Source organism: Leptospira tipperaryensis, from assembly GCF_001729245.1.
Lineage (GTDB): Bacteria > Spirochaetota > Leptospiria > Leptospirales > Leptospiraceae > Leptospira > Leptospira tipperaryensis.
The window spans coordinates 1,572,083-1,587,183 of record NZ_CP015217.1 but is presented as its reverse complement, the minus strand read 5'-3'; the positions used below and the strand labels follow the sequence as shown (position 1 = coordinate 1,587,183).

General features: G+C 38.1%; 14 protein-coding genes. All 14 read right to left on the bottom strand.

All coding sequences use genetic code 11. The features are described 5' to 3' along the window. Position 1: 1 nt before the first annotated feature. The 14 genes from A0128_RS07575 to A0128_RS07510 all read right to left on the bottom strand — a co-directional run bounded on the left by A0128_RS07575 (position 2) and on the right by A0128_RS07510 (position 15,098). Positions 2 to 787, bottom strand: a complete 786-nt coding sequence (locus tag A0128_RS07575; RefSeq protein ID WP_069606950.1) for a class I SAM-dependent methyltransferase — start codon at positions 785 to 787, stop codon at positions 2 to 4. Further along, positions 784 to 1,731 (bottom strand): glycosyltransferase family 2 protein, encoded by a 948-nt coding sequence (locus A0128_RS07570; protein ID WP_245667215.1) that lies wholly within the window; start codon positions 1,729 to 1,731, stop codon positions 784 to 786. Before A0128_RS07570 ends, A0128_RS07575 begins: the two co-directional genes overlap by 4 nt. A gap of 16 nt (positions 1,732 to 1,747) precedes the next feature. After that, complete coding sequence (locus tag A0128_RS07565) at positions 1,748 to 2,620, bottom strand: class I SAM-dependent methyltransferase (protein WP_069606949.1); 873 nt, start codon at positions 2,618 to 2,620, stop codon at positions 1,748 to 1,750. After that, positions 2,607 to 3,548: a glycosyl transferase gene (locus tag A0128_RS07560; RefSeq protein ID WP_069606948.1), complete on the bottom strand. Its 942-nt coding sequence runs from the start codon at positions 3,546 to 3,548 to the stop codon at positions 2,607 to 2,609. Before A0128_RS07560 ends, A0128_RS07565 begins: the two co-directional genes overlap by 14 nt. Before the next feature lie 12 nt (positions 3,549 to 3,560). After that, complete coding sequence (locus tag A0128_RS07555; protein ID WP_069606947.1) at positions 3,561 to 4,733, bottom strand: glycosyltransferase family 4 protein; 1,173 nt, start codon at positions 4,731 to 4,733, stop codon at positions 3,561 to 3,563. Positions 4,734 to 4,739: 6 nt separating this feature from the next. Further along, positions 4,740 to 6,071 carry a flippase gene (locus A0128_RS07550; protein ID WP_069609188.1) on the bottom strand — a complete coding sequence of 444 codons (1,332 nt, stop codon included), beginning with the start codon at positions 6,069 to 6,071 and terminating at the stop codon, positions 4,740 to 4,742. Positions 6,072 to 6,217: 146 nt separating this feature from the next. Further along, positions 6,218 to 7,525 carry an O-antigen polymerase gene (locus A0128_RS07545; protein WP_069606946.1) on the bottom strand — a complete coding sequence of 436 codons (1,308 nt, stop codon included), beginning with the start codon at positions 7,523 to 7,525 and terminating at the stop codon, positions 6,218 to 6,220. 46 nt (positions 7,526 to 7,571) lie between these two features. Continuing rightward, the gene (locus A0128_RS07540) at positions 7,572 to 8,849 is read right to left on the bottom strand and encodes a sugar transferase (RefSeq protein WP_069606945.1); all 1,278 of its coding nucleotides are present in this window, start codon (positions 8,847 to 8,849) and stop codon (positions 7,572 to 7,574) included. A 36-nt stretch (positions 8,850 to 8,885) separates the two neighbouring features. Beyond that, positions 8,886 to 10,082 (bottom strand): glycosyltransferase family 4 protein, encoded by a 1,197-nt coding sequence (locus A0128_RS07535; protein ID WP_069606944.1) that lies wholly within the window; start codon positions 10,080 to 10,082, stop codon positions 8,886 to 8,888. A 9-nt stretch (positions 10,083 to 10,091) separates the two neighbouring features. Further along, on the bottom strand, positions 10,092 to 11,219 hold the full coding sequence (wecB, locus tag A0128_RS07530; RefSeq protein WP_069606943.1) for a non-hydrolyzing UDP-N-acetylglucosamine 2-epimerase: 1,128 nt from the start codon (positions 11,217 to 11,219) through the stop codon (positions 10,092 to 10,094). After that, positions 11,212 to 12,222: a polysaccharide biosynthesis protein gene (locus A0128_RS07525; protein ID WP_069606942.1), complete on the bottom strand. Its 1,011-nt coding sequence runs from the start codon at positions 12,220 to 12,222 to the stop codon at positions 11,212 to 11,214. Before A0128_RS07525 ends, wecB begins: the two co-directional genes overlap by 8 nt. Then, complete coding sequence (locus tag A0128_RS07520) at positions 12,212 to 13,111, bottom strand: dTDP-4-dehydrorhamnose reductase family protein (protein WP_083244085.1); 900 nt, start codon at positions 13,109 to 13,111, stop codon at positions 12,212 to 12,214. The genes A0128_RS07525 and A0128_RS07520 overlap by 11 nt, the downstream gene beginning before the upstream one ends. Positions 13,112 to 13,122: 11 nt before the next feature. Then, entirely contained in the window at positions 13,123 to 13,944 is an 822-nt protein-coding gene (locus A0128_RS07515; protein WP_245667214.1) for a 2OG-Fe(II) oxygenase, read from the bottom strand. An 11-nt stretch (positions 13,945 to 13,955) separates the two neighbouring features. After that, positions 13,956 to 15,098 carry a glycosyltransferase family 4 protein gene (locus A0128_RS07510; RefSeq protein ID WP_069606940.1) on the bottom strand — a complete coding sequence of 381 codons (1,143 nt, stop codon included), beginning with the start codon at positions 15,096 to 15,098 and terminating at the stop codon, positions 13,956 to 13,958. Positions 15,099 to 15,101 lie beyond the last annotated feature (3 nt).

Sequence of the window (15,101 nt, the reverse complement as noted above, 5' to 3'; positions counted from 1 at the left end):
TTCACTTTTTACAAACCGACCAAGTGGCAAAGGAAAAATATTCTCCGAGGATCGTCTTACCGAGTATCCAATCCAAGTTTGAAAGACCTCGAGCAATCTTTACGGAGCCCCTATCTAAGAATGGAAATGCATCCGGATTATAATAAAGTACATATCCTAATAATCCAGGGTAGAACTGATCCAAAATTTGAAATCCTGATTGTTTCAAAAGTCGATTGTATTCCTTTAACTCAAATCCTCTTTCCGAGCTTTCTTCAAACAATGCGTTCTTTTTATAAATCCTTTCCCTCACCCACTTAAATAGAAAATTATTATGCGTTGGTTCTAAATTGATAAAAAGCCCGCCCTTTTTTAGGCTCGCATAAATTTTCGTAAGCGCAACATCGACGCTATCCGGAACGTGGTGAAGGCCTCCAAGAAGAACTACGATATCATATTTTTCTTTCTCGTTAAACTTTAAGATATCTTGGTGAAATACCCGAGTCATGGCACCATTTTCTTTTTTACAAGCGATAACCATTTCATCCGAATAATCAAAGCCTTCAAACTGAATCAAAGGAAATTTTCCTTTTAGAAAAGTAGATCCCTCGCCGAGTCCGCACATTGCCTCGAGTCCGGATAATTTCTTATCTTTATCGATTTTATTCGAAAGAGAGGTAAGCAAACGATCCCACCAAACCTTCTTGTAAGCCAAATGGTTTGCGCCGGACCGAGCCTTATTATAATTATCTTTAATTTTATTAAAATGTTCTCGTTGAATCTCGGATTTATCTAAACTCGATTTCATAAATTCGAATCCTTAATGATATAATTGGGGCGGTTTTTTGTTTGAAGAAACATTTTACCAATGTATTCCCCTAAAATTCCGAGGACAATCAATTGAACTCCACCCATAAACAAAACACTTACCAAAACGGAAGTCCAGCCCGAAACCGCTTTATCAGAAGTGAAGAATATTATAATTGCATAAAGTGCATAAATACCCGAAAATAAGGAAAAAACCACACCCGCGATCGTCGCCAGATGTAATGGTTTTACGCTAAAGGAGGTGATTCCGTCTAACGCAAATAAAAACATACGTTTTAGACTGTATTTACTTTTTCCCCATACTCTTTTTTCAGGTTGATATTCAAGAAAACTTTTTTGAAAACCAATTCCAGTAACCATTCCTCGAATAAAAAGATTTCTTTCTTCAAACGTCTTTAAGACATTCACGACTTTTTTATCGAGAAGTCGAAAGTCTGCCGCACCTTGATCGATGTTTAACCCAGAAAGACCGTTCAATAAAGAATAAAATATTCTTGCCGTTACCTTTTTAAAAAGGCCTACGTTCTCATTGTCTAAGCGTTTTGTATAAACGATATCATTCCCTTCTTCCCATTTTTGAATTAGGGCCGGAATTAATTCCGGGGGGTGTTGCAGATCTGCGTCCAAAGAAATTACACAATCGGCGTCGGAATGATCAAGACCAGCCTTCAGAGCGATCTGGTGACCGAAGTTTTTGGAAAATGATAGGAATCGAATCTTTGAATTTTGTATCGATAGTTTTCTTATTTCTCTCAAAGTTCCGTCCGAACTTCCATCATCCACAAAGATTATTTTATAATCGTATCTCTCCGGAATTACCGCCTTTAAACGATCATGAAGTGCAACTACATTGCCTTCTTCATTGAAGGAAGGAATTACGATATCGATGATCTTTTTTTTCTTTTTAATCAATTTCTTATTCAATTTGGCAACTTCTTCCTTAGATTTTTTCTTCAGCCGAACTTGTTTTATTTTTCAGGAGAAGATGGTCCTCAAAAGTTTTCGTTTTATATAATTTTCGAAAAGACGGAAAACGACTTTCCACATTGCGGATACTCTTCCGTAATCTTCGAAAGTCCAATTTAAGATCCTTTCTGATCAATAGATGAAAATCGGGTGCTAAAGAACATACAAGGTAATCTGTTAAGGTCTCCAGTTTCGCCAACGTTTTTTCGTTAAAGAAGGCAATATGTTGCCCGGCCTCAAATGCATAATACCACCAATTCATATCGGGAGTTTCTGCTCCGTAAAGAAGGGTTGAAAATATCAGCAATTTGGGTTTTTGAAAATGAAGTATCTCTATGATATTTTCTTTCGGCTTGTCAAAATGTTCGAATAACTCGAAAGCAAGAACAACGTCGTAATTTTCAGTTGGTTCAAAACCAAAGCCTTCTGAAAAATCATTCTTTGCATATTTATCGTACCAAAAACAATTAAACCCTACGTCCCGCATTAGGCGAACAAGAATCCCATGACCCCCTCCGTAATCGAGAACCTTGCCTTGATAGGGCGCTGGTTTGTGAAACAAAGACTTCCAAAAACTTTTTTCGTTCCACTGGGTTTGCACTTCGGTGAGAAGAAGTGTTAGTTTTTTTACGTTCTCATTGTTTCGTAAAAAAATACCAGTATCCAAAATCGAGATCGCTTTATTATACGCTTCTTCCAACCAAAAAGGAAACTCGGATTGAAGAAGTTCACAATCGCGACATTTGTAATATACGACTTTATACTGATTTAATACTTTTGTCTGAAATTCTTTCTTCGCAACTGAGCCGCAAAGTCGACATTCAATTTCATCCTTAGTTGGCTCCAAGTAGATAACTCCTTAGTCGAATTACAATACGAAGCGGATTCAATAAATTGAAAATACGATCTTTCATCTTTTTATCAGGATTTATAAACGTTTTTTTTGAAAAAGCATCACTTTCCAAATCTCGAACCACGAATTTCGGATGACTTAGCGGAAAGGAAACCGATTCAGTCTTCATATTTGCATAAGGACTTGGATGGATTGTATGGGCAGCGCCTTCTCCAAAGCCGATATTTTTTATAAGATTTATTACCGGCATTATATTCAATCGACCGTTTTTTAAGTTATGATAAACCCATTGAAAATCCCAGGTCTCAAAATTTTCATAAGCAACAGCATCAAAATTCTTTTTCCAAAATTGAAACTCTATCGGATCGGGAAAAAGATCCCTTAACCATCCGTCTTTAAAGAATTCGACGTAATCCTTCATATAAACGTCATAACCTTGCCAAGCCCTTCTCCACGAAGCCCATCCCCAAATATGAGTGTATAAAGAATAATAGTAACTATCCTGATTTCTTCGATAACCAAACCCAAAGTTATCTCCGCTGATCATTCCGATACGGGAGTCATCTTTATAATATTCTAATAATTGCTCGCAGTAAATGTAAAAGGTCGGGTCTGGAACTATATCATCTTCTAAAACGATCCCCATTTCTTCATTCTCAAAAAACCAGGTGATCGCCGAACTCACTGATATTTTTAGCTGTAGATGTTCTTCGCGAAAGAGCGTATGGATTTCACAGTCCCAATCTACTTTTTTTAAAATACTTCGGACATCAGCACATCTCTGTATTTCACCTTCTTTGTCGGCCCGAGGCGCATTTACGGCTAAGTAAAATTTGTTTGGCTTATATTGTCTTATCGTTTCAAAAACGATCGAGGTAAAATCCGGTCGATTGAATGCTATTAAAAGAACAGGGGCTTTCATCCTTAAATCGATTTATCCTTTGAGAATACTCTGATAAAATTCGAACGTTTCTTTGGCAGACTTATCCCAAGAAAACTTACTAATTTGTCTATTTCCATTTTGAATCTTTTCTTTTCTTTTTTCGGGATTGATAATTCCTTCTCTTACAGAATCGTAAATTGACTCTTTCGAATCCGGATCAAAATAAAAGGCTGCGTCACCCGCAACCTCTTGAAAACTAGAAGTATTGCTGCAAACGACGGGCGCTCCGCAACTAAAGGCCTCTAAGAGAGGAATTCCGAATCCTTCGTAACGCGAAGGAAAAACAAAGAGCAACGCATTTTTATAATACTCCGATAGTTCTTCGTCGCTTTCAAAATGAAACTGTTCGACTCTACCCGTAAGGCCTAATTCTTTAATCAGAGCGATTTCTTCTTTTTGAAAATTTCCGCCTCCGACGCAATAGAGTTGAAGTTTAGGAAATTCTTCAAATAGGGTTCGAATACTCTCAAGAAAATAAGAAAAATTCTTATAATAAGAACGATTTCCAGTGAAGAGTAAATAATCCTTTTTAGGAAGATTTGAATTCTTATTCGCCTTCAGATCGGAAGCGAAAGACGAGCCGAGATAAACTACCTTAATTTTAACTGCCGGCAAATTGTAAAATTGGATGAGGTCTGATTTTGTACTTTCGGAAATTGCGATGATGCCGGTTGCATTCTCAATCAAAATTTTTTTATTCCTAATCACTTCCTCCGCATCGGGGAAATAACTTGGAAATTTTTCGTGAATCAAATCGTAGACCGTTAATACAAAGGGCTTTCGAATCTTTCTAAGAGTATTTAAAAAATACGAAGAATAATAAGTTGGATGAAATAGATCAAAGTCTGAACGTTCAATCTTACGGAGAATTTCTTTGTTCATCCGTGATTTCGGATCAGGGAGCAAACCTAAGACCTGCATCAATCGAAAGATTCTATACTTCCCTCGAAACTGAATCCATGGGATCCAATCTTGAAACGTATAAGGCTTTTCTAAAGGGAAAATCGTTCGATCTATTAGATATTCATTAGAAGAATATAAAATAGAATGATCGATCTCCACGTTATGATTTTTTCTAAGTCGGATTATACTTTCGTAAAAATAACGAGAAATACCTCCGAAATTTTGCATCGAAAAAATTTGATGATCATAGAGAACTCTCATTGATTCTCAAAATGATCTTCTAAGCTGATTTATCTGGCGAAAGAAGGATATAAAATTAATGGACCCCAATTGAATAAAAAATATCTCCCTTGTCCTCTTGAGGAAAACGTTAAACAACACGCTCGCCAAAAACTGAGAGATAACGGTAGCTATCGCTGCGCCTTTCACTCCGTAAATCGGAATCAAAATAAAATTTAGAACTACATTTGATAAACAACCCACGATACTTTTATAAAGTTCAACTTTTTGTAAATTTTCAGTAAGATAATAACGACTACTCGCCACTCCCACGAAAACAAATGTACCGGCCCAAATATGGATCGCTAAAATAACTCCCGCTTCGAAAAATCGAGTTCCAAATAGAAGACGAATAATCGGATCCGATAAAAAACTCATCGGAATTGCTATCAAAAGCGCAATTAAGAGCATAGCAGAATGAAGAAGTTTTAATCTGCTCAAATAGAGTTCTTGATTGAATTCCTTCGCTTTCAAAATCGAAGGAAAAAGAGAAGACGCGATCGCCATCGGAATAAAATACCAAACTTCGCTGATCTTTACTGCGGCCGTATAGACCCCAACCGCTTCGTCGCCTAACATCTGACCGATCATAATTTGATCGATTCTCATATATATGATAATCGCAAGACCTGAGAGTAAAAGCATCCAACTGTCTCGTAAAAGATCGACTGCCCTCTTCCAATTTGCATGTCGGATGGAAAGCCTACCTTCATGAAATTTATAGATCAGATAATAACCGAAAAGATTGAGGATCGATTCGACAAGTCCGACCCATACAAATGCAAAGACCGTAAACCCTCTTAAGATGAGAAAAATTCTTATTCCGGAAAATATTACAAAGAGACCATTTTCGAGCCAAACGAAATACTTTGATAGAACCTGTGCTTCATACCAATATTTCACAACTCCGATCGCTCGGAAGCTCAAAGTGAATCCGATCAAACAGACCATCCAGAAGACGTCATCTTCTCCAGGTCTAAGCGCGAATATGAGGCCCAGACTAATAATATATGCGATGAGACCCGCAACAAATTGCAAAAAGAAGGAGGTTGAAAGGATTTCTTCCTTATACGTCTTATCTTTGATCAACTCTCGAACCGCTATCCCATCCAGGCCGAGATTGGTAAAACTTCCAACTAACGCGATATAGGCGATTACGTAATTAAGCTTGCCGTAACTATCCGGACCGAGATAGCGAGCGATCCAGACTCCCAGAAACATCCCCATTCCCATTCGAAAAAGCTTATCAAAGAAAAGCCAACCGCTGTTATGGAGAATTCTTTTTAGATTTGGATAGCGGAGGTAGATTTTATTTAAGATGGAAGGCAATGTTTTATAAATGAAAGAACGTTTACTCGCATCAGCACAGCGGATGTAATCTTTCTAATGAAAGCAGATTGAAAAAAAAGATTTTTCTTACATCAGAATATGTTTTCAATTTCATTCTCTAAATGGCTAAAGATTGCTTAGAGAATCGAAAACACAGCGATAAAGAGAATGGTCAACAAGATCGGACCGCCAAGGACCGGCTGAAAAAGACCGAAGATTCCGATAAACAATAAAGAAGCCAAAATAGAAAGCTGAAATGGTTTCAAGGAGATCATGGACTGGGAATATTTGGATAAAAGAAAACCGAATAATGTCCCGAGCAACAAGGTAAAAGGAATCCCTCCATCTTTGTATAAACTAAACAGCACGGATCCGAACGCGTTGTATTCTTTCGGCTGACCATCCGAGGTATAACCCAACAGACGATTCTTATGCAAGTAACCCCCAATCAAATCACTCTGCACTTGAAACTGAAATGGAATTCGAAACAAGCCTAATAGAAACGAAAAACCTCTCTCTATACCGCCGAGCGAAGATCTACCGTATGTCCTTTCGTGTAAAAGCGAATCCTTATCTTTTAGTTCGTGATCGAACATGGAAAAAGACTCAGTATGATAGTCTATTATGAATACATTGATAAATTCTTTTAAATCAATTTTTTTCCCAGAACTTCTCAATGTCCCTATGGAAAAAATCAAAATAAAAACCAACCCAACTCCAATTACACGAGGAAGAGTGAAGGATTTTAGAATGTTTTGCCGATCCCTTAGAAACTTAATCAATAGGATCAAGAAAAGCATAATAAGAATATAATAAAACCCAAATCTACCCAGCATCATGAGGGTATCCATTGCAACAAGCGCCGAACCAAGTATCAAAACTCTCTTCTTCTCCAATCGAAGATAAAAGCCGACTCCTAAAAACAATGTCGCAAGTATCAGTGGATTGATCGCCAAGGAGTAGTAGTATAAATATTTGTTTTTCCCAAATAAAATAGAATCGCCATAAACCCCAAATGCGTGAGCTCTAAAGAGAGAGGGTGGCATAGCGTCCGGCGAGAGATTGAGATAAAGGGATTTCAAAAGGAAAAACAAAACGATCGGAAAAACGAAAATCAGAATAAATACAAAATAATAAAATTCCTTTTGGTCGTCTAAGATTCCGAAAACAGAAAAGGATTTCTCATCAACATTCTGTTTTTTTTCTTTGAAAGTAAAATAGACTCTATACAAGCCCGCTCCAATCGTCAGCGAGGATAAAAGCATTATATAAAGATAATACGTAAAATCCGAAGGAACAAACAATCCCGTCAAAGAAAGCGAGGAAATAAACATCCAAAAAAACCAATAGGATTGAATCAATATTAAAATCCAACTGGTCTTCTTTAGTAAGAAGTATGAAAGGGTTATATTTAAAATTCCGAATGCGATAATTATTAGCGACATAGATTCCAAACCGTATTTCTAATCCATTTGTTTATTTTTCTAAAATTCATCGAGAGCCAAAGCCCGTTACAATCGTCTTGATCGTCTTAAAAGTAATAAGCATATCCAACCAGAATGAAAAATTCTTAATATAATAAAAATCATATTCTAGCTTTACGTTCATCCCTTCGACTTCCGCGGCGTATCCTTGTTCCACTTGCGCCCAACCGGTGATACCGGGACGTACAATGTGTCGATAGCTAAAGAACGGGACTTCTTTTTCATACCACTGAGAAAGTTCGTAAGATTCCGGTCTTGGCCCAATAAAACTCATAGAACCAAAGAACACATTGAACAGCTGCGGCAACTCATCAATTCTATACTTTCGAATTAGCTTTCCGAATCTTGTGATTCTTGGATCGGAGGGACCTTCCGTAAATTTCTGACCTCTTATATCGGAATACATACTTCTGAACTTATACATGGTAAAAATTTTACCTCTGTAACCCATTCTTTTCTGACGAAAGATCGCAGGTCCCGAACTTTCAATCTTAATGATCAACGCGGTGATCGCCAAAAAAGGAAAGATCAGCGGAATTAAAATCAAACACGCAAACAGATCGATTGTTCTTTTCAGAAATCCATAAAACTGTGAAGGCAGAAGAGAACCGAAATCGTTCTCCGAAAGATGATGAATTTTCACTCTTCCCGTCAGCGCTTCTTTGATCTGTTTTGTATGGTAAACCGGAATTCCGGAAAGTGTACATTTTGCTAAGAATTTTTCGTATTCAGGAGTCAGCTCGTCTGAAGTAAGATCTGCGACCACTGCGTCGTATTCTTGATTCTTTAACGACGGCTCATCCAAAGGATAGAACTCCGCGCCGTGAGTATTTTCCATCGTCTTTGCCGAACCCAAAGGTATGAACGCAATCTTGAGAATTCGATAACGATGTCCGATAAAATATCCGGAAAAACACCAGGCCAAAGTAATCATATAGGCTGAGGTGAGAACCTGACTGCTATACGACTTGCGATTGAAGAAAAAATAAGCGATAATCAACGCGTATGCAAAAGTAACGATCGGAAGAATATACGCAGAGGACTGAGCAACCGGAAATTTGAAAATTTTCCGGAGAGAAATCACCGAAAAAGAAAATGAAAATATGCTAGCGACGAGCGTATTAAAATTGTTTTCATAAAAGAGAATTTCTTTATTCCAGCCTACGACAAATCCCAATGTGATATAAATTCCCAAAATTAAAAGCAACCATCCGATAAAAATCTGAAAGGATAGACTGAGAAAGAATTGCTCGTAAATTTTAGAATGTCGGCGCTCATAATTCATAGATATTATTTTAATAAAGTGTAATATTTTAATGGATCAATTTCTTGTATCAATGAATTGATCCAATTGATGGACTGCAGCTTCCACGGAAAACGTTTCGTCCATTAATTTTTTTGCGTTTGAACCCATTCTTACTCTGGACGCTTTGTCCAAGAGTTTGATTGCATTCTCTTTAAAAAGCAAATCGTCTCCAGAAATGCTAACAAAACCTGCGTTAGCTTCTTCAACCACTTCCTTTAGATCGTTTCCTGGATTCGCACAGCCTAAAATAGGCATCGATTGAACCATATAACCCAACACCTTTCCCGGAAAATTATGAGTTTGATGATTCCGATTTAAACAGAAAAGACCGACATCAAACTCGGCCAATAGATTTTTAAATTCATTCTGAGAGACCGGTTCTAATAGCGTAAGATTTGGAAGCGATTCTTTTATCACGGTTTCTTTGACAAGATCCACCTCGTCTCCGGCGCCGATCAATACAAAATGGGCAACCGGAAATTCTCTCAAATTTTTTGCCAATCTTAGAATGTTACCCATATCCTGCGCATGTCCGATGTTTCCTCCGTAAAAAAAAACGACTTTCTCTTTCAAGCCGAGTTGCTCTCGATAGGGGGTTGTCTCTAATTTTATCGGTGCATTCTCGACCCAATTGAATAGGACCCGAAGGTTTTTGTATATAGGATATTGCTTTTCAAACCATTCTTTGTTTTTATACGACTGAATGCCTATCGTATCGGCTGCGTTGTAATTGATCCTCTCAAAATATTGAAAGAATTTTGTGATGAGCGAACTTTCCCTTAAGATTCCGTTGTCTATCGCCCACTGAGGAAAGAGATCTCTTAAGATCAAAAAACTTTGCGCTCGCCAAAGTTTTTTCAATTTTTTGACAAGCGTTCCCCAAAAAATACTCGGTGAATAATAGAGAATCAGATCGTTTTCGTTTTCAAGGAATTCATTACGCAAATATTTCCAAGCGCGATAAGATAATAAAATTTCATTGACCGCTCTTTTGATTTTATGAACGTTTTTAATCTGTCCTGATCGAAATTTATAGATTCGAATCCCATCAAGAACCGTAACTTCAAACGAACGAGACAAGTTCGGCCCTGGCGTAACAACCATAACTTCGTAACCCTTCCGGCGAAATCCTACTGCAAGTTCATGCATCATCTTCGCGGCGACTTTTGTGCTTTCCGGAAGATAGTCGTCAACGATGATACAAATCCTCATAGGAATCGATTAGCTTTTATGCCAGACGGTTCGATTGATATAATCGGTATAGCTCTGAACAATACTCACAATCTTCTTTGAAACTTCACCAGCGGTATAATCTTCTACGACTCTCTTTTTACCGGTTCCCGATTTATTCTGATTCGTTACAATCCGGATCGAATCCAGGATTCTTTCCTTCTTAAGACCGCTCATAATGAGAGTTCCTACATCCATGCCCTCGGGACGCTCGTGAGCGTTTCGAATCGTAATCGCGGGAAGTTCCAGTAAAGAAGCCTCTTCCGTAATGGTTCCGCTATCGGAAAGAATACAAAACGCCGACATTTGCAAACGTATATAGTCCAAAAATCCGAAGGGTTTTAAGAAAGTTATCAAAGGATTCATCTTCAATTCCTTAAAACCTTCCAATCTTTTTCGAGTTCTAGGATGAGTAGAGACGATGACCGGGAGTTTATATTCTTCACAAATCGCATTCAAAGATTCTAATAGATTTTGCAAATTTTCAGCCGTGTCCACGTTCTCTTCTCTGTGGGAGCTTACGATAAAATATTTCTGATCTTCTAATTTCAGTTCCTTAAGAATCATGGATCGATCGATTTTTTCTCGATAATACTGTAAAACCTCGTCCATGTGAGATCCGGTTTTTATAATCGTTTCGGGTCGAATCCCTTCTGCCAACAGATAACGTCTGGCGTGTTCCGTTAAAACGAGATTGATATCGCTCAGGTGATCCACCACCTTTCGATTCAATTCTTCAGGAACCCTTTGATCGAAACAACGATTCCCCGCTTCCATATGAAAGACCGGAATCTTTCTTCTCTTCGCCGAGATAATAGAAAGGCAAGTGTTCGTGTCTCCATATAAAAGAAGAGCGTCCGGTTTTTCGATTTCAAAAATCTCGTCCGCTTTGATTAAAACCTGAGCGATCGTCGTAGTCGCGGTCTCGCCGGCGACGTTTAAAAAATAATCCGGTTTGCGAATCTCCAAGTCCTCAAAAAATACTTGGTTTAATTCGTAATCGTAATTCTGTCCCGAATGAACCAGAATGTGCTGAAAACTTCGGTCCAGCTCGGCGATCACCCTACTCATCTTGATCAGTTCGGGCCGGGTGCCTACGATTGTCATCACTTTAAGCATTGAGTGTCTCTTGGATATAATCCAGTTTGAGCAAAAGTTCTTTTACTTGAGATACATTCAACCTGTCTGTATTATGCGAAGTATAATCCCCAAACTCGGAAACATTTACTTCACCTTCGATAAAGTATTTATTATAATTCAAATCTCTGTTATCAGCTGGAATACGAAAATACCTTCCCATATCCTCCGCCTTTGCAATCTCTTCTCTTGAAACCAAGGATTCATAGAGTTTTTCTCCATGACGAGTACCGATAATTTTAATCTCATTTTGCTTTTTGAATAATTCCTTTAGCGCCGTTGCTAAATCAAGAATCGTGGAGGCCGGTGCCTTTTGAACAAAAATGTCTCCTTGTCTTGCATTCTCAAACGCATGCAAAACCAGATCCAAAGAATCCTCCAAGGACATGAGAAATCTTGTCATATTCGGATCCGTGATTGTAAGTTGTTCGTTCAATTTTAATTGTTCCACAAAAAGCGGAATTACAGACCCTCTGGAAGCCATTACATTTCCGTATCGAGTCGCGCATAAAACGGTTCCTCCTTCTGGTATAAACCTCGACTTAGCAACAAGCAATTTCTCGGCCATCGCCTTTGAGATTCCCATTGCATTGATCGGGTAGACGGCTTTATCCGTACTCAAAACCACAGCTCGTTTTACCTTATTAGCAATCGCAGCCTTGATCACATTCTCCGTACCCAATACGTTGGTTTTAATCGCCTCCATCGGATAAAACTCACAGGAAGGAACCTGTTTTAGAGCGGCTGCGTGAAAGATGTAATCCACGCCTACCATCGCCTCGGATACGCTGTCATAATCTCGCACATCGCCTATAAAGAATTTAACCTTATCGTTCGCGAGGGAAATTCGCATATCCTCTTGTTTCTTTTCGTCGCGACTAAAAACACGAATCTCACGAACCTCTGTGTTGAGAAATCGTTTGAGCACGGTATTTCCAAACGACCCAGTGCCGCCGGTAATCATTAAAACTTTATTATGAAACATGAGTTGAATCCAAATATTTTTCTTTATATTCTTTCATATCTTGTACTAAACGCTCCCATCCCTTTGGAGAAAAACCCGTTTCTTTTCGAAATTTTTGCGAGTTCAGAGATCGGTCTATTGTTAGTTCTTCACTTTCAATAATTTGAATATCTTTATTGTAAGTCTTGCGAATTAGTTCCAACAATTTGTATTTAGAAATGGGTTCGGAAGAAATGTGATAGACCCCGAATAAATTCGGATTTGGAATTACGTAGGTTCCTATTATTTCCGCAAGTTCGGACGCCGGAAAACCGGAAAAGATCGCCTTAGAAAAACCTTTTACCTGTTCCTCTTGCGATAGAAACCAATTTACTAATGAATATGCGGAATTTAATTCATGCCCGATGATCGAGGTTCTAAGCGTAAAAACGTTTTTTTCATCCATGACCTCTCCTATCTCTTTTGATTTTCCATAAAGGTCTTCTGCATTTGGTATATCCGTCTCCAAATACATTCCCTGTTTTCCATTAAAAACACAGTCGGTGCTTATCAGAACAAGTCTAGCATCGATCAGTTTACATAAATTCGATAATCTATGAGGTAGTAAAGAATTGATCGGTAATACCGTAAGCGGATAATTTGCGATCTTTTGTTGTTTGATAATTCCGATACAATTGATGACGACGTCCGGTTTGATCTCATAAAAAATTCGCGTTAAATCATCTTGATTCGTCACGTCAAAATTTGTGATTAAATTTTTTCTTTCTTTCTCTTGAAAGAATCTTATATGTTCCGGACTTCTCACGGTTCCCCAAACTTCAAAATTGAATTGATTGGAGAATATTTTATAGATGGCGCTACCCAACATGCCCGAAGCACCGAGAACCAATATTTTATGCGATGGATTCACTTGATTTATCTCTATACTTTGCTATTTTGATAAACGTCTTTTTTACCAAGTCCGTCACGCTTCATTAATCTCAGGAAATTTCTTAGCATATTGTCGACACTGGAATAAAGACGTCTTAACTTTTGTTCCGGTCGCCCATTGAAACTCGTTACATTAAAGTATTCTTTTCCGATCGGAGAAATCTCCGAAAAATAATAATTAGAGACACAGATTCGATTTTCGTTTACCTTAATCGGACTTACTGAATGCCAAGACCACGGATTGGTTTCCATCATTACCAAACGATTAAATTTACTTTCGACGGTGACACTTCGTTTGACGCGCGGATCCCACAGCTCTAAATTTCCACCTTTCTCCAAAGACCAGTTTGGATTTACGTAGTAAAGAAGGTTGAGAGTTCTATACATCGTCCTCGTCATCTCATGGGAATTATCTATGTGAGGATTTAAAAAGTTCCCTTTTACCATAAGACTTAAACCGCCCGCGTAGAGCGATGGGTCCGGTCTTTGTGCGATAATTCCCGTTATCTCTTCCACAAGTTGAATCACTCTTTTATCTTGAATCGCAAAAGTGATATCTTTTAAAATTGGATCAAATTGATCAAAATTTTTCGAAGTATATTTCTTTTCCCGAAAACTATCCATCAGTCTCATTTCATGTTTTTTAGGAAAAACTGTCTGAATTCGATTGGCAATCTCTTCCGGAAGTAGATTTTCCAAAAAACAATATCGGACTCCGACTTCGTGAATCGATTCTTGAAAGTCTCTTTTTAATTCTTCTTTCTTTGATGAAAGTTTGGATAGAATTAGAGAAACTAATTTCTCTCTATTCATTTCTTCTGTCATTACTTAGTAACCGTCGCTTTTTGCAAAAATTCGAAAGTTTCATTGGCTGCCTTTTTCCAAGAGAAACTTTTCGCAAGTTGAAAGGCTTTTTCCGAAACTTCCTTTCGAGTTTCTTTAGAATTGATCATTGATTTTATAGTTTCTTCTATAGAATCTACGTTTAGAGGATCGAAGTATTTTCCCGCGTCTTGTAAAATCTCAGGCATAGCCGAAAGATTGGAACATGCAATCGGAAGTCCGGCAGCCATCGCTTCTGTCACAATCTGTCCAAAGGTTTCGCAGGAAGATGCAAATGCAAAAAGATCCGCCTCTATATACTTCTTCTCGATTTCGGAATAAGGAATCAAACTGTGATATCGGATAAAAAGACGTTCTGCATCTTCCTGATCCAGAACGTCTTTGAGTTTTTTTACCGCAAGAGGATCATCCGGACTTCCAACCAGATCCAGCGTCACCGGAAATCCTTGTTTTTTCAAATTTGACACGGCGCGAACTACGTTCCACTGATGTTTATATTCTCCGATAAAAGAAACGTAAAGAATACGATAGGGTTTCTCATTCGAATATTCGCCGATATCTTTCTGAATCTTTACTGCATGAAAGAATTTTTGATTGATTCCATGGTTGACTATGGCGACACGATCAAGTGATATTTTAACTTTCTTTAAAACTATCTTCTTGGCATAATTCGTCAGAAAAATGACTCCTTTAGCTTTACGAAAGGTAAAAGATTGAGAAAAGAAAAGTAAAATCAACCGCAATGCGCTTATCGAAAATCCGTATCGCCTGATTTCCGACCATTCGAAAGGAAGCAAGTTTTGGCTCATCGTTACAAATGGTCGAAATGAACCGGAATAAGAACCACCGGGAACAAACAAAATATCGGACTTCGATTCTTTCATTCTTTTGCTTAATAAAAAACGACTCCAAAAGAATCGATGAAAAAGAGAGCGATCTAATAAGGGTTCGTAAATTTTTACCAACCAAGAACGAGCTTCGATTTTATCTAAGGTCGGACTCCCGCCCCAGATAAAAACTTTATCAAAGCCGTATTCTTTCGGCTCACCGGCTCCTAACATCTCCACTAAATGTGTAACGCCCCCGCCGCCTCGTATATTTGAAGCGTCAATTCCTAAAATCATTCG